The 20319-nt window shown below is 71.4% G+C and carries 22 protein-coding genes and 1 tRNA gene; 13 read left to right on the forward strand and 10 right to left on the reverse strand.

Annotated elements, in window-relative coordinates; all coding sequences use genetic code 11:
• The first annotated feature begins 130 nt into the window (after positions 1-130).
• The 3 genes from BM339_RS36080 to BM339_RS36090 all read left to right on the forward strand — a co-directional run bounded on the left by BM339_RS36080 (position 131) and on the right by BM339_RS36090 (position 4419).
• Entirely contained in the window at positions 131-1909 is a 1779-nt protein-coding gene (locus BM339_RS36080) for an IS481 family transposase (RefSeq protein ID WP_143118649.1), read from the forward strand.
• Positions 1910-2047: 138 nt separating this feature from the next.
• A complete protein-coding gene (locus BM339_RS36085) occupies positions 2048-3925 on the forward strand; it encodes an IS481 family transposase (RefSeq protein ID WP_075023813.1) in 1878 nt (625 codons plus the stop codon).
• A 17-nt stretch (positions 3926-3942) separates the two neighbouring features.
• The gene (locus tag BM339_RS36090; protein ID WP_256255642.1) at positions 3943-4419 is read left to right on the forward strand and encodes an NUDIX hydrolase; all 477 of its coding nucleotides are present in this window, start codon (positions 3943-3945) and stop codon (positions 4417-4419) included.
• A gap of 86 nt (positions 4420-4505) precedes the next feature.
• Here the strand turns inward: BM339_RS36090 and BM339_RS36095 are convergent, their stop codons facing one another.
• Genes BM339_RS36095 through BM339_RS36105 form a run of 3 tightly spaced genes read right to left on the reverse strand, consistent with a single transcriptional unit; the run spans position 4506 to position 7147 of the window.
• Positions 4506-4928 carry a gamma-glutamylcyclotransferase family protein gene (locus BM339_RS36095; protein WP_218163853.1) on the reverse strand — a complete coding sequence of 141 codons (423 nt, stop codon included), beginning with the start codon at positions 4926-4928 and terminating at the stop codon, positions 4506-4508.
• On the reverse strand, positions 4882-6063 hold the full coding sequence (locus BM339_RS36100; RefSeq protein ID WP_075023815.1) for a hypothetical protein: 1182 nt from the start codon (positions 6061-6063) through the stop codon (positions 4882-4884). The genes BM339_RS36095 and BM339_RS36100 overlap by 47 nt, the downstream gene beginning before the upstream one ends.
• Entirely contained in the window at positions 6050-7147 is a 1098-nt protein-coding gene (locus tag BM339_RS36105) for a hypothetical protein (RefSeq protein ID WP_143118746.1), read from the reverse strand. The genes BM339_RS36100 and BM339_RS36105 overlap by 14 nt, the downstream gene beginning before the upstream one ends.
• Before the next feature lie 219 nt (positions 7148-7366).
• Here BM339_RS36105 and BM339_RS36110 point away from each other — a divergent pair, with 219 nt between their 5' ends.
• From BM339_RS36110 to BM339_RS49145, 4 genes are all read left to right on the forward strand, one after another.
• Positions 7367-7645 carry a hypothetical protein gene (locus BM339_RS36110; protein WP_143118747.1) on the forward strand — a complete coding sequence of 93 codons (279 nt, stop codon included), beginning with the start codon at positions 7367-7369 and terminating at the stop codon, positions 7643-7645.
• Positions 7645-7872: a hypothetical protein gene (locus BM339_RS49140; protein ID WP_143118748.1), complete on the forward strand. Its 228-nt coding sequence runs from the start codon at positions 7645-7647 to the stop codon at positions 7870-7872. The genes BM339_RS36110 and BM339_RS49140 overlap by 1 nt, the downstream gene beginning before the upstream one ends.
• 269 nt (positions 7873-8141) lie before the next feature.
• Positions 8142-8570 carry a hypothetical protein gene (locus tag BM339_RS36120; RefSeq protein WP_177287865.1) on the forward strand — a complete coding sequence of 143 codons (429 nt, stop codon included), beginning with the start codon at positions 8142-8144 and terminating at the stop codon, positions 8568-8570.
• Between the two features lie 485 nt (positions 8571-9055).
• The gene (locus BM339_RS49145) at positions 9056-9178 is read left to right on the forward strand and encodes a hypothetical protein (RefSeq protein WP_256255644.1); all 123 of its coding nucleotides are present in this window, start codon (positions 9056-9058) and stop codon (positions 9176-9178) included.
• A 68-nt stretch (positions 9179-9246) separates the two neighbouring features.
• Here BM339_RS49145 and BM339_RS36130 read toward each other — a convergent pair.
• Positions 9247-9319 (reverse strand) — tRNA-Thr (locus BM339_RS36130).
• Positions 9320-9442: 123 nt separating this feature from the next.
• Here BM339_RS36130 and BM339_RS36135 point away from each other — a divergent pair.
• Genes BM339_RS36135 through BM339_RS36145 form a run of 3 tightly spaced genes read left to right on the forward strand, consistent with a single transcriptional unit; the run spans position 9443 to position 11513 of the window.
• Entirely contained in the window at positions 9443-10012 is a 570-nt protein-coding gene (locus BM339_RS36135; protein ID WP_075023821.1) for a dihydrofolate reductase family protein, read from the forward strand.
• The gene (locus BM339_RS36140) at positions 10009-10356 is read left to right on the forward strand and encodes a YciI family protein (protein ID WP_075023822.1); all 348 of its coding nucleotides are present in this window, start codon (positions 10009-10011) and stop codon (positions 10354-10356) included. The genes BM339_RS36135 and BM339_RS36140 overlap by 4 nt, the downstream gene beginning before the upstream one ends.
• Positions 10353-11513, forward strand: coding sequence for an RNA polymerase sigma factor (locus BM339_RS36145; protein WP_075023823.1), 1161 nt, complete (start codon positions 10353-10355; stop codon positions 11511-11513). Before BM339_RS36140 ends, BM339_RS36145 begins: the two co-directional genes overlap by 4 nt.
• Here BM339_RS36145 and rlmB read toward each other — a convergent pair.
• From rlmB to BM339_RS36170, 5 genes are all read right to left on the reverse strand, one after another.
• Positions 11486-12397: a 23S rRNA (guanosine(2251)-2'-O)-methyltransferase RlmB gene (rlmB, locus tag BM339_RS36150; RefSeq protein WP_024934139.1), complete on the reverse strand. Its 912-nt coding sequence runs from the start codon at positions 12395-12397 to the stop codon at positions 11486-11488. The genes BM339_RS36145 and rlmB overlap by 28 nt on opposite strands.
• Before the next feature lie 123 nt (positions 12398-12520).
• Positions 12521-13915: a cysteine--tRNA ligase gene (gene cysS, locus BM339_RS36155; protein ID WP_021599542.1), complete on the reverse strand. Its 1395-nt coding sequence runs from the start codon at positions 13913-13915 to the stop codon at positions 12521-12523.
• A 105-nt stretch (positions 13916-14020) separates the two neighbouring features.
• Positions 14021-15286: an RNA polymerase sigma factor gene (locus BM339_RS36160; RefSeq protein ID WP_425475847.1), complete on the reverse strand. Its 1266-nt coding sequence runs from the start codon at positions 15284-15286 to the stop codon at positions 14021-14023.
• Entirely contained in the window at positions 15283-15639 is a 357-nt protein-coding gene (locus BM339_RS36165) for a YciI family protein (RefSeq protein ID WP_235206289.1), read from the reverse strand. Before BM339_RS36165 ends, BM339_RS36160 begins: the two co-directional genes overlap by 4 nt.
• 103 nt (positions 15640-15742) lie before the next feature.
• A complete protein-coding gene (locus BM339_RS36170; RefSeq protein WP_075023824.1) occupies positions 15743-16489 on the reverse strand; it encodes a DUF6585 family protein in 747 nt (248 codons plus the stop codon).
• Between the two features lie 207 nt (positions 16490-16696).
• Between BM339_RS36170 and BM339_RS36175 the strand changes: the two genes are divergently transcribed.
• Genes BM339_RS36175 through fahA form a run of 3 tightly spaced genes read left to right on the forward strand, consistent with a single transcriptional unit; the run spans position 16697 to position 19843 of the window.
• Complete coding sequence (locus BM339_RS36175) at positions 16697-17752, forward strand: DUF2637 domain-containing protein (protein WP_075023825.1); 1056 nt, start codon at positions 16697-16699, stop codon at positions 17750-17752.
• A gap of 28 nt (positions 17753-17780) precedes the next feature.
• Entirely contained in the window at positions 17781-18566 is a 786-nt protein-coding gene (locus BM339_RS36180) for a hypothetical protein (protein ID WP_075023826.1), read from the forward strand.
• A gap of 59 nt (positions 18567-18625) precedes the next feature.
• A complete protein-coding gene (fahA, locus tag BM339_RS36185; protein WP_075023827.1) occupies positions 18626-19843 on the forward strand; it encodes a fumarylacetoacetase in 1218 nt (405 codons plus the stop codon).
• Between the two features lie 5 nt (positions 19844-19848).
• On the opposite strand, the gene ispF is transcribed toward fahA, so the two are convergent.
• Complete coding sequence (gene ispF / locus BM339_RS36190) at positions 19849-20319, reverse strand: 2-C-methyl-D-erythritol 2,4-cyclodiphosphate synthase (RefSeq protein ID WP_021599844.1); 471 nt, start codon at positions 20317-20319, stop codon at positions 19849-19851.

The raw sequence follows: 20319 nt of genomic DNA on the forward strand, positions 1-20319 counted from the left end.
TGTCCTGTCCCGGGACATGCTTGACATCTCTGTCCCATCACATGCTTGACGGGTGCCTGTTCGGCTTGGCTGTCGCGTGTTCGTTTGCGGGCGTCGCGTGTCAGGGAGGCCGGGATTGGGCCTGGTCGAGTTGTCGGTGGTGGAGCAGCGGTATCGGGCGGTGCTGCAGGTGCTGGCGGGGGTGCCGGTGATCGAGGTGGCGGCCCGGTTCGGGGTGTCGCGTCAGAGCGTGCATGCCTGGGTGAAGCGTTATCGGGCTGAGGGGCTGGCGGGGCTGGCTGATCGGTCCCGGCGTCCGGTGTCTTCGCCGGGTCAGATGAGTGCGCAGGTGGAGGCCGTGGTGTGTGAGCTGCGGCGGGAGCATCCGCGGTGGGGTCCGGTGCGGATCGTGCATGAGATCGGTCGGCTGGGTGTGGTGCCGGTGCCGTCGCGGATGGGCGTGCATCGGGCGCTGGTGCGGCATGGGTTGATCGAGCCGGGCCGGCGGCGCCGCAAGCGGGAGGAGTTTCGCCGCTGGGAGCGCGAGGAGCCGATGGCGTTGTGGCAGATGGACATCGTCGGCGGGGTGTTGTTGGCCAATGGGTCGGAGTGCAAGGTGGTCACCGGGGTGGATGACCATTCGCGGTTCTGTGTGATCGCTGAGGTGGTGCCGCGGGCGACGGGCCGGGCGGTGTGCCTGGCGTTCGCGGCGGCGTTGCGTGAGTTCGGGGTGCCGGGTGAGGTGCTGACCGATAACGGCAAGCAGTTCACCGACCGGTTCGGGCATGGCGGTGAGGTGCTGTTCGACCGGATCTGCCGGGACAACGGCATCGTGCACCGGCTGACGCAGCCTCGCTCACCGACCACGACGGGCAAGGTCGAGCGGTTCCACCAGAGTCTGCGGCGAGAGCTGCTGGATGACGCGGTGCCGTTCGATGACCTGCCTGCGGCCCGGGCTGCAGTGGCGGGCTGGGTGGTCGAATACAACACCCGCCGCCCGCATCAATCGTTGGGCATGGCGTTCCCGGCCGACCGGTTCGACACCCGCACCGCCCAGGGCGAGCAGGAGCTGCTGCCGTTGCGGCTGCCCGCCGCGGTCCGCCTGGCCGCCGTCCCACCGGCCGCCCAAGAAGCCGAACCCGCCGACCCTGCCGGCACCGATGTGCAGGCGCAAGCCGCCCAGATAAGGGTGTGGGACGGCGGGGCAGTGGAGTTCGAACGAACCGTTCCGGCCAGCGGGAACATGTTCGTGGCCGGTCGCCAGTTCTGGCTCGGCCCCGCCCAGGCCGGTGTCACGGTGACGTTCTGGGCCGACACCGATGTCATCCACCTGCTCAACGCCGGGTCCCGGATCAAATCCGTGCGCTCACACCTGTCGACCGCCGACCTGACCGCACTGGCCGCCCGCGGAGCCCGCAAAGCCGGGCCACCCCCGTTGCCGCCACCCGAAGACGGCGAGGCGGGAGAGGTCGACCGGACCGTCAACAAGGACGGCAACGTCGGCCTGGGCGGCCGCATGGTGCTGGCCGCAGAGATCCTGCGCGGCCGCCGCGTCGGCATCCGCATCGAACCCGCCACCCTGATGTTCTTCGACCCCCAAACCCGCGAACTGCTGCGCACCCGCCCCAACCCGTTCACACCCGACCAGGTCCAGGCGCTGCGCGGACTACGGCGGGCCGGTCCACCGCCCCGGCCCCGCACCGAACCGGTCACCGTTCAGCGGCGGGCCAGCAACAGCGGCGTGGTCATGGTCACCGGGCAAAAGATCGCACTGGGCCGCCTGCACGCCGGCCGGGTGGTGACCATCCACGTCGCCGACACCACCCTGGCCATCGAACTGGGCGACGACGACGTGCGGACGGTCCGCCGGACCACCACCCAGCCCGTCCGAAGCATCAAGGCTCACCGGCCCCGCAAGGCCGCCCCATGATTCCTAGAACATCCGTCAAGCATGTCCTGGGACCAAAACGTCAAGCATCTCCTGGGACTAGACAGGATGGGCGCCCTGTGTCGGGTGTCAGGACCTGCGTGACACATCGTGCTCAGGACGTGAGTGACACTTCGCCGAGTGCTGGTGGAGTCGAGCGTGGTGGAGCAGCGGTATCAGGCTGTGCTGCAGGTGCTGTCCGGGGCCAGTGTCACCGAGGTGGCGGGCCGGTTCGGGGTGTCGCGTCAGGCGGTGCACCGCTGGTTGGGCCGGTATCGCGATGAGGGCTTGGCCGGGTTATCGGATCGTTCCTCGCGTCCGGTCTCATCGCCGTCGCGGACGCCTGCCGAGGTGGAGGCGCTGATCTGTGAGCTGCGGCGTAATCATCCCTCGTGGGGTGCTCGCCGTCTGGTGTGGGAGTTGTCCCGGCGGGGCTGTCCCGAGCCGGTGCCCTCGCGGGCCATGGTGCACCGGGTGCTGGTGCGGCAGGGCCTGGTCCAAGTCGTCCCGCGGGGCCGGCGGCGCGAGGACTACACGCGTTGGCAGCGTTCGGAACCGATGCAGCTGTGGCAGATGGACATCGTCGGCGGGATCATGCTGGCCGACAGCACCGAATGCAAGGTCGTCACCGGTGTGGACGACCATTCGCGGTACTGCGTGATCGCCGCGGTGGTGGCCCGTCCGACCGGCCGGGCCGTCTGCCTGGCCCTGGCCGACGCGCTGGGCCGGTTCGGGATTCCCGATGAGCTGCTGACCGACAACGGTAAGCAGTTCACCGCCCGGTTCGGCCGCGGCGGCGAGGTGCTGTTCGACCGGATCTGCCGCGAGAACGGCATCGCCCACCGGCTGACCCGGCCCCGCTCGCCCACCACGACCGGCAAGGTCGAACGGTTCCACCAGACGCTGCGCCGCGAACTGCTCGACGACCACGACACTTTCACCGGCATCGAGCACGCCCAGCAGGTCCTGGACGCCTTCGTCGCCGACTACAACACCGCCCGGCCGCACCAGTCCCTGGACATGGACCGCCCCGCCGACCGGTTCCAATCCCGCTGCGACGACCATCTCCCGCTGCGCCTGCCACCCACACTGCGGACCCTTCCCGACCCCGAACCTGAGCCCGCTGCTGAAGCTGTGAGGGCATCCGAGCCTGAGGTGGTGGTGCCACCGCCTCGCCGGGAACCCGAACCCGCCACGGCCACGGGGCTGGTGCTGTCGGCCAACGGCATCGACCCGGTGAACCTGGCCGTGGAGTTCACCCGCGTCATCCCCGCCTCGGGCAACCTGACGGTCTGCGGCCAGCAGTTCTGGCTCGGCCCGCACCGCGCCGGGCTCACCCTCACCCTGCGCGCCGACACCGGAACCGTCGAACTGCTGACCGCTGGAACCAGGATCAAGAAGGTCCCCTCCCGGCTGACCACCGGTCACCTGCGGCAGTTGCTGGCCGGCGGCGGCTCCCGCATCGACCCCCTGGCCACACCGACCCGTCCCGGACCGGGTGAGGCGATCGAGGTCGACCGCACCATCAACGGCTGCGGACTGCTGTCGCTGGGCGGCCGCCAGCACTCGGTCGGCTACCACCTGGCCGGACGCCGCCTGACCGTCCGCATCGACGGTTCACTACTGCACCTGATCGACGGGCACACCCTGCTGCGGACCCTGCCCAACCCGCTCACCGTCACCGACATCGGGCGCATCCGCGACGCCCGCCTCGCCGGCCCCGGCCCTCAACCCGCGGCCGAACCGATCCGGGTCCAGCGCAAGGTCAGCAGCCGCGGCCAAGTCGTCATCGCCGGCCAGAAGATCCAGGTCGGCATCGGCCACGCCGGAACCACCGTGACCATCCAGGACACCGACGGCACCTTCCGCATCAGCCTCGCCGACCAGATCATCACCGAGGTCGCCCGCACCACCACCAAACCAATCGCCCGGTTCAAAGCACGCAAACCGGAGCCATCACGACCGACCACATCGCGGCCTCGCGAGTGCGATTCCGACGGACGCACAATGCTCGTGTGACCCGACCCAGAATCCGCGTGGCCGCCTACGTGATCAGACATCGTGCCGCTCCCGAACTCCTTGTCTTCGACCACGTCGGCGCGCCTCAGGCCGGCACCCAGGTCCCCGCCGGCGGCGTCCAGCCCGGCGAGGACCTGGAACAAGCCGTCTTGCGCGAGGTCTTCGAAGAGACCGGTCTGCGCACCGTCTCGGTGGTCGAGCAAATCGCCGCTGAGAACAAGCCACATCCCGACACCCGCCAGCCGCGCAGGACCACGTACTTCCATCTTCAAGCACCCGCAACCACGGCAGACACGTGGAACCACACGGTATGCGGCAATGGAGATGACGCCGACCTGACCTTCGCCTGCCATTTCCAGCCGCTACCGCTGAAACAGCCCCTGGCAGATGATCAAGACGCTTGGTTGGGCCACATCGATTCCCGATGGGCCACCACGACTGACAAGCGGCAGCAAACCGCCGTACCCTCAGACCAAGAACAAAAGATCATCTAGCCGGAGTGTCACCCACCTCCTGAGCCGAATCTGTCACACACGTCCTGAGACCCGACATTCAGGCGTGGCCCCGCTGAACTGGGGTTTTAGCTGACTTGCTCGCTCGCCTCGTAGCGGCGGCGCCATGCTTCGCAGCGGATGACGTAGGCCGGGAGGTGCTGGGTCTCGAAGTGTTCGGGTGACCAGTCGTCGGGGCCGACGTCGGCGCCTTCGTTGCATGCGTAGGTCCAGCCGTGGCGGCCGTCGGCCAGGTCGACGCGGACGAGTTCGTAGACGGGGTCTTCGAACGCGTCCAGGACTTGCCACTCTTGAGGAGTGAGGCCGGTCAGCAGGTAGCCCGTTGCGGTGGTCCGTGCGGGGACGAGTCCGGGATAGACGCGCCCGGGGAGGGTGGTGACTCGCCATCCCTCGGCGGCTACCGGTTCGTGGTCGGGGACGCGGTCGATGAGGGCGAACAGGACCTCAGGGAATTGGAGGCTTCCGTAGACGAACAGGGCCTCCGGGTCCACCGACAGTCGGTCCCGCCGGCCAGAGGTCTGCGAGATCGGTTGGGGTGAGCGGGGCTCGGTATGCGGCATGGAGTACCTCCCCGGACACCTTAACGTCAGCGTCCGCGAGAGCGGCGAACCAGTCGAACCCGGCCGGATACGCCCACATGTAGGTGCGGTGCTGGGGGTCGGTGCCCCGGTCGGCGAGGTAGCCCGCAATGGTCTTGTCCGTCCACCACGGGACCGCGGCCCTGAGGTGGTCAGCGCACTCGATGGCGGGCGCGCTGTCGTTGAGAGCTCGGTGCACCTGGGCGAGGACGAGTTGGGTGTAGTGGGCCAGGCGCACACGGGCGATGAGCACCTTGTCCTCGGGGAGCAGGAACAAAGGCCATGCCTGGGCGAGTCCTTCGAGCATGACCTGTTGGGGTGCATGGATGCTGAGAAGTCGTACCCATGGGACGTCTTCGGCGGTGGCCTGGGCGCTGTAGCCGGCGCTTTGGAGGCCGTGTCCGAGTACCTCGTGCAGGGCGAATTGGCGGGCGCCGGTCTGGGTGAACTCGACGTTGGGGAGGTTGAGCCGAAGCCGGACGTCTTGCCCGGCTCCGTCCAGCCAGTACGCCCAGTAGGCATCTACCTCGGCCGTTTCGATGGTGAGCCGATAGGGCGCGGTGCTGCCGGTGGCCTGCCGTACGGCGGGTTCTAGGTCTTCGGTGGCTTGCCGGATTGCGTCGGGGGCCTCGCTGACCTCAAGGAGTCCTTCGGCCTGGCGGAGTTCGGCGTTTGTGTGCGGGCCCCAGGTGATGCCGAGATCGGCGAGCGCGGTACGGGCCTGCTCGGCGCGTTCGGCCATGTACTCCTCTGGCCACCCGGCCGTGCCGCACCCTTGGGTCGCGCGGACGTAGTCGCTGAGGGGGCGGTGTTCACCGAGGAGGGCTCCGAGGTAGGCCAGATCGGCGTCAAGGCGGGTCGCCAACGGGCCGGTTGCGGCGGGACGGAGTTCGGTGAGCTGGCGGTAGACGGTGAGCCGGTCGGGGGCCGGCTCGGGGGCGGGGCCGATCGGGTGGCAGTCGAAGTCGATGACCGGTGACCCGCCGCGGGCGATCTCGTAGGCGTTCCACGCTCGTAGAGCGGTCTCGATCTCGTCACGCAGGTTCATGGGGGACGTCCCATCGCAGAGTGAGAGCCTGGTTCGGGCGCAGGTAGTTGCGGGTCAAGGTCATCACGACATCGTCACCGTCGTAGTCCCACACCAAGTCAGCCTCGGCGGAGTTCTCCGAGCCGTCCGGGTGCTCCTCGGCCGCCGTGCAGCGCAAGAGCTGTCCGGCGCCCCGGTGTCGGACGCGCAGAGTGTAGTGCCGCAGGTATCGCGCGATGCCTTGGCGCCAGTAGTGGTCTCGGAGGAACCGTCCGCCTCGGATCGTGAACGCGATCGTGGCCGACTCTGCGGGCTGGATCGGTGGAGAGATCTGGCATGCGAACTTCGACAGGTTCGCGGTGTCGTGGATGCGCTGGATCATGATCCGCCGCTCGGAGTCGGCGTTCGGCTCGATGGTGAGACGCTTCTCGGTGTACTCGAACCACACGTCTCGGGCGAGTCGCGTCATCGGTTTGTCGCTGAGGTTGAGCAACTGGTGCCGGTAGGTCACCTGTGACCAACCGTCGGGGCCGATGTCGATGTCAGTGGTCAACGACAGTTCCACGATGCTTCCCGACAGAGCGGCAAGCTGGGCGGTCTCTTCCTCGCTGAGGCGTAACACCTGCTGCAGTTCCAAGAGGCGTCGGCCGAGTTGCCGTGCCTGGTCGCTGACACCCTCGACGGTGTCGAGCAGCGCAGGGGGCACGGCGGCGGGCGGCGTGTCAGCCGTACCCCACTCAACCTCACCGGCCGGTGACTGGAGCCTCTGGTCAATGGTGGCGAGCAGGTCCCCCGCCTGCACAGAGCCCTCCCCGCTGTCGTCCGCGGGGGCCTTGGGAACCGCCTGGGTGGGGACGCGTTCGAACAACTGCTCAGCGGTCCAGCCGGGGAACATCTTCTCCAGCACGCGGCAGTGGTCGGAGTAGGGAAGGCTCTTCAGCTCGCCCGACATCCATCGGTGAAGTTGAGCGCGGCTCGGCCCCCGACCCACCAAAGCGGGATCGACCTTGCGCGCCGCCTTGTCGTATTCGGTGATGAATGTCCGGTGCGTCTGCCAATGGCGTTCAAGGATCAAGCCCTTCAACCGCACGGGGGGATTGGTCATCTTCGCCCTTCCGACAGGCCGAAGCTAGCACGGGACGCGACACAGACGAGACGAGACGAGAGCAAGGCGCACGAGATGCGTCACGCTCGGTATCGCGACGCGACATGGCTCCCCGCGAGAGTCGTAGGTGTGATCGACAGCGGGACCGGTGACACGGCGCGGGCGGCTCAGTTCCGTGGCCCCGTATCACCAGCCCCGCTACCACCAAGGGGCGAACCGATGGAAACGACGATGTCGCTAGAGCTGGAATTGCTGGCCGAGTTGCGGGGTGCGCTCGCTGAGCACGAGATCCGCTCCGAGGTGAGGGACGAGGTTGCCGGGCTCGCCGTCGACACCGACGCGCCCGGGGTCTACCTCTGGGTCTTCGTCAGCTTCACCGGCCGATTCTTCTCCTGGGCGCGCGGCAACCACCAGCACCCGGTGAACGACATGGCCGGCACCGCGCGCCGCATCGCCACTCACGTTCAGGGCCTGCACCTGTTGGGGGGCGGCGAGTGATGACCGGCAACAAGGCCTCCCGAGTTGTTCGGATTCCCCCTGCGCGGCGCTCGATGACCAGGAAGAAGGCGGTCGCCCTGACCGAGGAAGAGCGACAGATCCTCCTTGCGGAACTCGCCGAGATCGCTGCGGAACTCGATGAACTCCACGCGCGGACACGGCAGATCACGGCCCGGGTTCACAAGGCCGAATCGGCCTCCCCGACACGCGAGACCGGGGCGGCCTGAGATGAGCAACTCCGAATGAGGAACCCTGCGATGCAAACGCGTGCCCAAAGTGATGACTCGGTGCTCCGACGCCTCCGGGCGGAGTTCACCGGTCACCGGATTTGGCGGTCTCGGCGATGGGACGGGGGTCCCGGCGACTGGGTCGCCACCCTGCACGACCCGGCCGCCGGCGTTGACCCGACGGTCATCCGGCCGGACTCGTCGGCGCTGCGTGAGGCGCTGGTGCAGGAGCGGCGGCGCGCGGGCCGTCCGATCACTAAAAGGGCCTGGTGATGGTGGCGTGGACTCCCCCGCCGTCACCGGGCCGGGCCGTCCTGGAGCACAGGGCGGCCCTGGGGGAGGCTGAGGCGGCGCGGCGGGTGCTTGTCCCCCCGGATGTACTGGCCGCGCCGCCTCGGCCGCCGACCGCGCGGCGGCTGCTCAACCGGCTCGGGCGGGCGCTGCGCCGCCAAGGATGGACGGTGGACCGCCGGTATGCCGAAACACTGCCGATGCTGCGGGTGCACTTCCCGGACGCGCCGTGCCTGGGAGACAGCATCACCATCGTCGGCAGGGATGACGGCTGGTGGTATCGGTCCAGTACCGGGGAGCTGCTCGCGCCTTGCTCGCGCGTGGACCTGGCGGTGTCGCAGATATCGACACTGCTGGAGCGGTGGGTGGCGGTGGCCCGCTCGTCCTGGAGGACGGACGGGACCTGATGGAGACCGCGGCGGCCCTGGACCAGCTTGCCGAACGGTTCGGGGTCTGCTGCTGGTTGGGGCCCTACACCCGGACCTACTGGGCGTTGGTCCGCGGTGGCGACGGGTGGCGCCTGGTGGAGGCGGTGTCGATTCGGGAGCTTGCCATTGCCCTCACGTGCCCCGACGGGTGGCCATGGCCCTGACACCTGCGCGGCGGGCTAAACGGTGGGGCGCCGTGGGTCCCTGCGGCGCGGTCGTTACAGGAGACCCCGCAGACCTCGTGGTCAGGACCGGTGCCCACGGGTGCCGGTGAAACGACCTCGTGATGTCCCGTGCTACGGGCCTGCCGATCGGCGATACGGCCCTGTCTACAAGTCCTTCGTGCGCTCGTCCAAGTCGTCGAGCCTGGCACTCAGACGCCGGAGCTGGCCCCGGATGTCCTGGAGTTGCGTGAACAGGAGACCGAACTCCTCACTGCGCTCCGGCGGGGCCTCGTACACGTGGTGGCGGCCCGGCTTGGGCACGCTGACCCGGCCATCACGCTGAGGGTCTACGCCCACGTCGTCAACGAGCAGCTTGCCGAGGCGGCCGCCATCTTCGCCGGACGGGTGGACGGGGTCGCGTAGGCGCTGCTGTTAGCAAACCCGTTAGCAAGAAGGCCTCTTCCAAGATCGGAAGGGGCCTTTGAGGTGGGAGCCGGCGAGGGGACTTGAACCCCTAACCTTCTGTTTACAAGACAGATGCTCTGCCAATTGAGCTACGCCGGCGGGCTCGTCCCGCATCGTAGTCGACGTGGGGTGGGGGGTGCGAGGAGGTTTCTTCGGGGGCTGTGTCGATCTGGTGGGGGGCTCGTTCGTGTAGGGGGTGAGACGAACGAGGAGGGGATCGGCGTGGGGACGTTGGTTCTGGTTGAGCATGTGTCGCTGGACGGGGTCATGCAGGCGCCGGCGGCGGCCGATGAGGACGTGCGGGGCGGGTTCGCACGCGGTGGGTGGGCGCTCGCGGGGAATGACGAGGTCATGGGCGCCGAGTTGGGGAAGCGCACGGGCGGGGACGGGGCGCTGCTGCTCGGGCGGCGGACGTACGAGCAGTTCTACGGGCACTGGCCCAAGCAGACGGACGGGAATCCGTACACCGAGGCGCTGAACCGGGTCACGAAGTATGTGGTGTCCAGGACGTTGCGGGAGTTGCCCTGGGAGAACTCCGTGCTGGTGGGGGACGTGGCCGAGGTGGCAGGGATCAAGCGGCGTCAGGGGCTCACCGTGTTGGGGAGTGGGGAGCTTTCCGGGGAACTCATGCGGCGGGGGCTCGTGGACGGGCTGATGCTGATGATCCATCCGGTGGTGCTGGGGTCGGGGCGGCGGCTCTTCGGGGGTGTCGAGGTGCCCCTGCGGCTTGTCAGCGAGGTGACCTCGACGACCGGGGTCCTGATCGCCACGTACGAGAAGGAGGAGGCATGAAGCTGTACGCGCTCAACATGATCCAGCCGGTGGGCGAGGTGCCGCCGCCGGAGGTGCTGGAGCCGGTCATGGGGGAGATCGCGCAGATCCGGCGGGATCTGGAGCTGCAGGAGTCGTGGGTGTTCGGGCGGGGGCTGCACGGGCCCGAGGCGTCCACGGTGGTGCGGCGGCGGGGGGACGAGGTGATCGCGACGGACGGGCCGTGGACGGAGGGCAAGGAGCACATCGGCGGGATCACGATCATCCAGGTGGAGGATCTGGACGCGGCGCTGAAGGTGGCGGCGCGGTTCGCGTCGGTGACGGGGCTGCCGATCGAGGTGCGGCCGTTCCAGGGAGAGGTGTGATCGAGGAGGTCTACCGGGAGGAGCACGGGCGGGCGGTGGCCGTGCTGGTGCGGGTCTTCGGCGACGTGGACGTCGCCGAGGACGCGGTGCAGGACGCGTTCGCGGAGGCGGTGCGGAGGTGGCCGGACGACGGGATGCCGCCCAGCCCGGCCGGGTGGATCATCACGACGGCGCGGAACAAGGCGGTCGACCGGCTGCGGCGGGAGGCGGCGCGGGCGGGGAAGCAGGCGCAGGCCGTGATGATGAATGATGTCGAGCCGGAGGTCATGGACGAGCGGTTGCGGCTTATTTTCACGTGCTGCCATCCGGCGCTGGGGATGCGGGCGCGGGTGGCGTTGACGTTGCGGCTGCTGGGCGGGCTGTCGACGGCGGAGATCGCTCGGGCGTTCCTGGTGCCGGAGGCGACGATGGCGCAGCGGCTCGTCAGGGCGAAGGCGAAGATCCGGGACGCGGGGATTCCGTACCGGGTTCCGGATGAGGAGGAGCTGCCGGGGCGGCTGTCGGGGGTGCTCGCGGTGATCTATCTGGTCTTCAACCAGGGGTATGGCGGGCGCGAGGAGCTGGGGGCCGAGGCGATCAGGCTGGGGCGGGTCCTCCGGGAGCTGATGCCGGACGAGCCGGAGGTGCTGGGGCTGCTGGCGCTGATGCTGCTCGTGGAGTCGCGCAAGGCCGCTCGGCTCCACGGGGGTGAGCTGGTGCTGCTCGGCGAGCAGGATCGGGGGTTGTGGGATCGCGATCTTGTGGTGGAGGGGCAGGCGCTCGTCAGGCGGTGCCTGGAGATCGACCGGCCTGGGCCGTACCAGATCCAGGCAGCCATCAACGCTGTGCACAGTGATGCGGCGACGGTCGAGGACACGCGGTGGGACCAGATACTTGAGTTGTACGACCAGTTGATGGCGGTGGCGCCGACTCCGGTGGCGGCGCTGAACCGAGCCGTGGCGGTGGCCGAGGTCCAAGGGCCGGAGGCAGCGCTGGAGCTGGTGGATCGGCTCGACCTCGGCCGGTACTACCTGTTCCACGCGATCCGGGCGGATCTGCTCCGGCGGCTGGGGCGAGTCGCGGAGGCCGCCGAGGCGTACGAGGAGGCCGCCGGACGGACGGAGAACGAGGCCGAGAAGGCCTTTCTGTCTCAGGCGCGCAGGCGGCTGACCTCGTAGAGGGCGATGCCCGCGGCGACGCCGGCGTTGAGGGACTCGGCGCGGCCCGGCATCGGGATGGTGACGAGCAGGTCGCAGGTGTCGGCGACCAGGCGTCCGAGGCCCTTGCCCTCCGAGCCGACCACCAGCACGAACGGGCCCGACGCGACCTCCAGGTCGGCGACGGTGACGCCGCCGGCCGCGTCCAGGCCGGCGACGAAGCAGCCCGCCTTCTGGTACGCCTTGAGTTGCCGGGTGAGGTTGGTCGCCTGGGCGACGGGGACGTTCGCCAGGGTTCCGGCGGACGACTTCCACGCGCCCGCGGTGATCCCGGCCGCGCGGCGTTCCGGGACGACGACGCCGGTCGCGCCGAACGCGGCCGCCGACCGGACGATCGCGCCGAGGTTGCGGGGGTCGGTGATGCCGTCCACCGCGACGATCAGCGGGGCGGTGCCCTGGAGCAGGTCGTCGGGGTGGGCGTACCGGTACGGCTTGACCTGGAGCGCGATGCCCTGGTGGACGGCGCCGTCGGTGAGCCGGTCGAGCTCGTTCTTGCCGGTCTCCAGCAGCGGGATGCGGCGGTCGGCCGCGAGCTGGATCGACTCGCGCACCCGCTCGTCCGTGCCGGACGTGACGTAGAGGGCGGTGCCCGGGACGCCGGCGCGCAGCGCCTCGACGACCGGGTTGCGGCCGGTGACCAGCTCGGGGACCTCACCGGTGGCGCGCCGCGCGCCGGCGGGGCGGCCGGTGGCGCGCGGCTCGGCGGACTTGGCGCGCGCGCCCTGCCCGAGCGTCGGGGTGCCGGTGCGCCTGGCGTTCTTGACGGCGCGGGCCTTCTGGCGCTTGCCGTGCCAGTGCCGGTCCTCGGCCTTGGGGGTGGGTCCCTTGCTCTTGCGCTTGGCCATTGTCGATGACGCCCCTCGCGACGATTGCGTGCTCGCCCTCGCGGCTGCCGGGCGGCTCAAGATCTCAGCGGACGGCGAACCCCCGCGAAGGTCCGATTTTATCCGCCCCGCGGGGCTGAGCGGTCAGCTGCGCTTCAGTTCCCAGCGGGGGCCCTGCGGGGTGTCCTCGACGACGATGCCGGCCTCCGACAGGCTGTCGCGGATGGCGTCGGCCGCCGCGTAGTCCTTGCGGGCGCGGGCCGCCTGCCGCTGCTCCAGCGCGACGGCGACCAGGGCGTCGACGACGGGACGCAGGTCCTCGTCGCCCGCCGAGCGCCACTGCGGCGACAGCGGGTCGATGCCGAGGACGTCCGCCATCGCCCGGACGGCCGCCAGGTGCTCGCGCACGGCGTCCCGGTCACCGGACGCGAGGGCGCTGTTGCCCTCCCGGACGGTCTCGTGCAGCACCGCCAGCGCCTGCGGGACGCCCAGGTCGTCGTCCATCGCGGACGCGAACGCCGGTGGCACGGACGAGGGGGGCGCGGCCCCGACGACCTCGGACGCCCGCGTGACGAAGCCCTCGATGCGCTGGTAGGCGGAGACGGCCTCGGCCAGGGCGGCGTCGGTGTAGTCCATGAGCGACCGGTAGTGCGCCGAGGCGAGGTAGTAGCGCACCTCGACGGGGCGGGCCTTGCCCAGCAGGTCGGGCAGCAGCACCACGTTGCCGACCGACTTGCTCATCTTCTCGCCGTCCACGGTGAGGAGCCCGTTGTGCAGCCAGTAGCGGGCGAAGCCGTCGCCGGCGGCGCGGGACTGGGCGATCTCGTTCTCGTGGTGCGGGAAGATCAGATCGACGCCGCCGCCGTGGATGTCGAAGGTCGGCCCGAGGTACTTGGTCGCCATCGCGGAGCATTCGAGGTGCCAGCCGGGGCGCCCCTCGCCCCAGGGCGTCTCCCAGGACGGCTCGCCCGGTTTCGCGCCCTTCCAGAGCGCGAAGTCGCGCGGGTCGCGCTTGAGGTCCTCGTTGGGGGTGTCGCCGGTCGGCCGCATGTTCTCCAGCCGCTGGTTCGACAGCGCGCCGTACTCGCCGGCCCAGGAGTCGACGTCGAAGTACACGTCGCCGCCCGCCGCGTAGGCGTGCCCCTTCTCGATGAGCCGCCGCATCAGCACGATCATCTCCGGGACGTGCCCGGTGGCGCGCGGCTCGATCGTCGGGGGCAGGCAGCCGAGCAGGTCGTAGCCCTGGCCGAACACGCGCTGGTTGCCCTCGGCGACCGCGAACCACGGCACGCCCGTCTCGGCCGCCACCGCGATGATTTTGTCGTCGACGTCGGTGACGTTGCGCGCGAACGTGACCTCGTAGCCGGACGCGCGCAGCCAGCGCAGCAGGACGTCGTAGATGACGCCCGAGCGGAGGTGCCCGATGTGCGGGGCCGCCTGCGGGGTCGCACCGCACACGTACATCCCCACGCGGCCCTCTTCCAGGGGCTCGAACGCGCGGACGCTACGGGTACCGGTGTCGTAAAGGCGCAGGCTCACACGTTCAGGTTATTGGATCGGGGTCCAGTGCGTGGCCTCATCGCGGTGGCGTCGCTCGTCCCGTCGCGTCCCGGCCCGCCCCGTCCGGTCGGGACGCCGGGTGCGTCAGGCGCCGCCATCGTCGTCCCGGTCGAGTCGTGCGGCGCGCGAGTCGAGGTAGCGGCGTTCGGGCAGGCTGGTGGTGGTGCGCGCGGCGTCCCGGTACGCGGCCCGCGCGGCGCGCGGGTCGCCGGCCATCTCCAGCAGGTGGGCGCGGACGGCCGCGAGCCGGTGGTGGCCGGACATCCGGGCGTCGCCGTCCAGGGTCCGGAGCAGGCCGAGCCCGGCGGACGGGCCGTCGACCATCGCGAGCGCGACGGCCTCGTTCAGCGTGACCATCGGGTTCGGGGCGAGGTGCGTCAGCAGCCGGTAGAGCGCGAGGATCTGCGGCCAGTCGGTGTCCTCGGGCCGCGCCGCCTCGGCGTGGACGGCGGCGATCGCGGCCTGGACCTGGTAGGGGCCCGGCGGCGACCAGGTGAGCGCGGCGGTGATCAGCGCGGTGCCCTCGTCGATCGCGTCCCGGCGCCAGAGCGTCCGGTCCTGTTCGGTGAGGGGGATCAGCATGCCGTCGCGGCCGGTCCGGGCGGCCCGCCGGGCGTCGGTGAGCAGCATCAGCGCGAGCAGCCCGGCGGTCTCGCCGTCGCCGGGCAGCAGCCCGTGCAGGGCCCGCGCGAGCCTGATCGCCTCGGCCGTGAGGCCGGTCCGCTGCAGGTCGGGGCCGCTGGACGCGGTGTACCCCTCGTTGAAGATCAGGTACAGGACGTGCAGGACGGCCCGCAGCCGCTCGTCCCGCTCCGCCGGGGGCGGCATCGCGAACCGCGCCCCCGCCGCCTTGATCTTCTGCTTGGCGCGGCTGACCCGCTGCGCCATCGTCGCCTCCGGGACGAGGAACGCGCGGGCGATCTGCGCCGTCGTCAGGCCGCCGACCGCGCGCAGCGTCAGCGCGACCTGCGAGGACGGCGACAGCGACGGGTGGCAGCACAGGAACAGCAGGGTGAGCGTGTCGTCGCGGTCGCCGGGCCGCTCGGCGTCCGGTCCCGGCTCGTCCCGCCCGTCCGCGGACACGGCGGCCTCGCGGTCGCGGCGGGCCCGCTCGCTGCGCCACTGGTCGGTGAGCCGCCGGGTCGCGACGGTCAGCAGCCAGCCGCGCGGGTTCTCCGGGACGCCGTCCCCCGGCCACTGGACGGCGGCGGCGAGCAGCGCCTCCTGCACGGCGTCCTCGCAGGCGTCGAACGCGCCGTGGCGGCGCACGAGCGTGCCGAGGACCTGCGGCGCGAGCGTCCGCAGCAGCTCCTCGGCGACACCGCCGTCCATGGCCGGGGGCGTGCTCACATCTCCGTCCCGGACTGGTTCATGACCGCCCGGACCTCCATGTGCCCCCCGTACCGGACGTCCGGCCACCGCCTGGCGATCTCCACGGCCCGCTCCTCGGTCTCGCAGTCGACGGTGAGGTAGCCGGCGAAGTGCTCCTTGGCCTCCAGGAACGGCCCGTCCGTCACGGCCGGCTGCCCGCCCCGCTCCCGCACGGTCTTGGTCGTGGACGGGTCCGCGAGCGCCTCCCCGCCGACCCACTCGCCCGACTCCTCCAGCTCCTTCATGATCGCGCCGACGTCGGCGAACAGCGCGTCGCGCTCGGCCTCGCCCAGCTCCTCGACGAAGCCGGGACGGTTGTAGATCAGCAGCATGTACTTCACGGGTTCTCCTCGTCGTCGTGGCGGCCCCAGCGGGGCCGGTCACAGCAGGATCGGAGCGGGCGGCGCGTTCTCGACATCCCGGCCGGGACATTTTTCAGGAAGATTCGGCCATGTCCCTGACCTGGTGGCACAGGACGGTGAACGCGAGCGCGTCCGGCATCTGCGCGGCGACGGTCATCAGGTCCGCCCGGCCGGGACGCGCGTGCACGGTCACCAGGCCGTTCTCGATCACCACGTCGCGGACGGCGCTCCACGGCAGCCGCTCGCCGTCCTTCTCGACACCGTCCATGTCCACCGCGAACGGGCCGAACCAGACCTCCTCCCCCGCCTTCACCTCCGCGAGGCGGCGCGGGACGATCCGGGCCGTCACCTCCCGCGCGACGGCCACGCCGAGGGCCCGGACGTCGGGGATGTCGTCGCCGAGCCGCAGCACGCTCCCGTCGTCCGCGACGATCGTGAAGCGCCACCGGACGCGCCCGCCCGGCCCGCCGGGGACACCGGAGACCGTCACCGAGACCAGCTCGTCCCACGTGTGGCGGGTCTCGCCGCCCGGCCCGGCGACCGACAGGCCGCCGGTGTGCAGGCACGCGACCCTGTTGCGCAGGCGCGGGCGGTCGCGGCCGGCGATCCACCCGGCCGCCGCCGCGTACCCCATCGACAGGATGAGCGCCGGGACGCCCACCCACCACACGCGGTCGCGCAGGTAGACGATCGCCGCGGGGATCAGCGCCGCCGCGGCCAGGCTCAGCAGCGCCAGCCACCCCCACGTGCGGCGGCCGGCGGACCGCCCGTCGAAGACCCGGACCGGTTCGCCGAGCCGGCCCCGGGGAAGCGCCGCCACCGCGCTACCCGGCCGAGCGGGTCCGCGTCACGCTCCCGAACCTGCCGTGCGGCATCCGCTGCCCTCCCGTTGGCGTGTCGACGCCCATACCGTACGTCTCCCCGCTTATCGTGCGCAGCGACAAGGTGATCACCAAGAAGTTGCGGTTCGGCTCCGTCCCCGCTGGTTAATCTCGGCGGAGGACCCCTCCCTTCCGGAACGAGAGACATGCCATCTGACTCCTCCCGGCCCTCCTACACGCCGGCGCAGCGGCGGCTGCTGACCGCCGCCGCCGGTCTCGTCGTCGCCGCGCTGGCGGGCGGCGCGTTCGCGCTGACCTACGACACGCTCCGCGAACTCGCCCTCGCGGGACGGGTGAGCCGCCGCTGGGCGCCGCTGTACCCGGCGATGGCGGACACGCTCACCGTGATGACGATCCTGTCGCTCGTCGTCACCCGCAACGCCCGCTGGTGGACGCGGCTGCTCCGCTGGACGCTGCTGATCGTCCTCGTCGCGGGCGGCGCGGCGATCTCCGTCCAGCGCTCGGTCCGGGGCTTCGCGGAACTGCCGGACGACGCGCTGCGCGCGGGCGTGGCGGTGGCGCCGCACGTCATGCTGGTGATCGCGGTGTGGCTGTGGCTGACGATGTTCAAGCAGATCCGCGTGGCCCGTCCCCCGGCCGAGGAGGCCGCGCCCGCCGAGACGCAGCGCGGCCACGTCAAGGTCCTGGAGCCCGCGCCGCCACCGCTCGCGCTGGCGGCCCCCGCGGGCGAGGGGGCGGAGTCCGATCCCTCGCTGGTCTTCCTGGACGAGCCCGCGCCTGAACCCGGGCCCGCGCCGGAGCCCGAGCCCGAGCCCGAACACGAGCCGGAGCCGATCCTGCCGTTCCAGGCCGAGGAGCCCGCCCGGGAGACCGTCGACGACGGAACGCACCAGCCGGAGGAGGAGTTCGAACCGGTCGCGTACGAGGAGAGCCTGTCGTCCGAGCCGGCCCCGCCGCTCGACCCGCTGCCGGAGCCCCGCGCGCCGCTGGACCCGGCCCCGGCGTCGCTGCCCACCGACGTCGAGCTCGTCCGGAGCCGCGACCGCGCCGGCGAGGAGGAGGCCCCGGTCGCGTCGACGACCCGTCCCGACATCGTGATGCCCGCGCCCTACGGCCCCGGCGGCGACGAGGACGACCACGACGGCCCGCCCGCCGACCGCGCCGAGGACCCGGACGCCGACGACGCGAACCCGCCCCCGTCGAGCAACTTCCGCAGTGGCCCCACCCCGCCCGTCGACTAGCCCGGCGGGTCGCGGGTAGTGAGGCGGCATGAGCGCCCTCCTCGCTCGGCTTCTCGACGACGCCGGGCTCTGCCCGCCGGGCCGCGCCCCGGCGGACGCGGCGCTGCCCGCCCACCGGGAGGCCGCCCGCGACCGGGTCGTCGGCCGGTTGCGGTGCCCCGCGTCCCGGTTCGCCGAACTGCGGACCCGTCTCGTCCCGGAGGACTTCCTGGACCTCGTCCTGGTCGCCGACACCGGGATCGAGGACCTGCCGGACGCGCTGGACGCCGCGTGCGCGGAGCCGCGCGTCCGGCCGTCGGCCGTGGAGATCGCCCTGCCCGGCGACGCGGACCAGGCGCGGGCCACCGCCGTCATGCTCGCCCGGCTCCCGGCCGGGCCGCGGGCGCACATCGGGGTGCGCCGCTCGCCCGGCCGGCGCGACGCCCTGGACCGCATCGCCGCCGCCCGCGCCCGCGGCGCCGACCTCGGCGCCCACCACCGCCCGGACGGCCCGCCCGCCGACACGGCGGCCTTCATCCGGGCCTGCGCCGATCGCGATCTTCCCTTCACCATCGCGGCGCCCTCCGGCCACGACGTCCCGAACCTCCTCCTGGCCGCGGCGGCGGCCACGCGTCAGAGAGCCACCGGCGGTGTCCTGGAGGCGCTTGAGCGGAAGGATCCGGGCGGGGTCGCCAGGGAACTGGCCGGGCTGCCCGAGGAGACGGCGCGGGCGGTGCGGCGGTCGCTGGCGGCCGTGGGCGTGCCCGATCTCGGGGCCGCAATGGACGCCCTGGCCCTGATCAGGAAAGAGGCCTTTTCCCCGTCCGGTCGCTGACCATCGCGGGCCGCGGCACGGACCGGATGAAAGTGCATGACCGGGGAAGATAAGTGTCCATGACGACCGTTTCGTGGGTTGCGGGCAGTCAGGACGGCGGCTTCGGAGTCGAGAACCTGCCGTACGGGGTGTTCGCCCGGCGGGGGGAGCTTCCCCGCGTCGGCGTGGCGATCGGGGAGCACGTCCTCGATCTCGCCGCGCTGTCCGCCGCCGGGCTGGTGGAGGACCGCCGCTACTTCGCGTCCGGCTCGCTGAACGCCTTCATGGTCGCGGGACGGACCGCCTGGCAGGCGAACCGGGAGCGGTTGACGGAGCTGCTCACCGACGAGGCGTACCGCGACCGGGTGGAGCCGCACCTGATCGCCGTCGCGGACGTGGAGCTGCTGAAGCCGTTCGTGGTGGCGGACTACGTCGACTTCTTCTCCTCGGAGCATCACGCCGCCAACGCGGGCCGGATCTTCCGCCCGGACGGCGAGCCGCTGCCGCCGAACTGGAAGCGGCTGCCGGTCGGCTACCACGGCCGGTCTGGGACCGTGTACCCGTCCGGGACGCCGGTCATCCGGCCGTGCGGGCAGCGGCGGACGCCGGGCGACCTCGAACCGTCGTTCGGGCCGTCGCTGCAGCTCGACTTCGAGGTGGAGGTCGGGTTCGTGGCGGGCGTCCCTTCCGCGGCGGGGCGCGGCGTCCCGTCGGGCGCGTTCCGCGACCACGTGTTCGGGTTCGTCCTGGTGAACGACTGGAGCGCCCGCGACCTCCAGGCGTGGGAGTCGCGGCCGCTCGGCCCGTTCCTCGGCAAGTCGTTCGCGACGTCGATCTCGCCGTGGGTGGTGCCGGTCGCGGCGCTGGAGCCGGCGCGCGTCGACCCGCCCGTCCAGGACCCGGAGCCGCTGCCGTACCTGCGGTGCGACGAGCCGTGGGGGCTGGACGTGCACCTGGAGGTCATGATCAACGGGCAGGTGGCGGCGCGGCCCCGGTTCGCGTCGATGTACTGGACGTCACCGCAGCAGCTCGCGCACGCGACGGTCAACGGCGCGCCGCTGCGCACCGGCGACCTGTTCGCGTCCGGGACGGTGTCGGGCCCCGAACGCGATCAGCGCGGCTGCCTGCTGGAGCTCACCTGGAACGGCCAGGAGCCCCTGGAACTGGACGACGGCACGAAACGCACGTGGCTGGAGGACGGCGACACGGTGACGCTCCGCGCCCAGGCTCCGGGCGCGTCGGGCTCCCGCATCAGCCTGGGCGAGGTGACCGGCACCGTCCATCCGGCCCAGGGCTGACGCCGTCAGGCGGGCGGGAGGACCAGAGCGGTGGCGATCGCGGCCAGCCCTTCGCCGCGGCCCGTCAGGCCGAGGCCGTCGGTGGTGGTGGCGGAGATCGTGACGGGGGCGCCGCCCAGCGCCTCGGTCAGGGTCTTCTCGGCCTCCGCGCGGCGCTTGCCGATCTTCGGGCGGTTGCCGATGACCTGGATGGACACGTTGCCGATCGTGCAGCCCGCGGCGGCGACGCGGCGGGCGACCTCGCGCAGCAGGTCGACACCGGACGCGCCGGACCAGCGGGGATCGGACGTGCCGAAGACGGCGCCGAGATCACCCAGCCCGCATGCCGACAGGAGGGCGTCGCAGGCGGCGTGCGCGGCGACGTCGCCGTCGGAGTGGCCGGCGAGGCCGTGGCCTTCGCCGGGCCAGTCGAGGCCCGCGACCCGGAGCGGGCGCGGGACGGACGAGAACGGGTGGACGTCGGTACCGACGCCCAC

This window comes from Actinomadura madurae, from assembly GCF_900115095.1.
In the GTDB taxonomy this organism is placed as follows: domain Bacteria; phylum Actinomycetota; class Actinomycetes; order Streptosporangiales; family Streptosporangiaceae; genus Spirillospora; species Spirillospora madurae.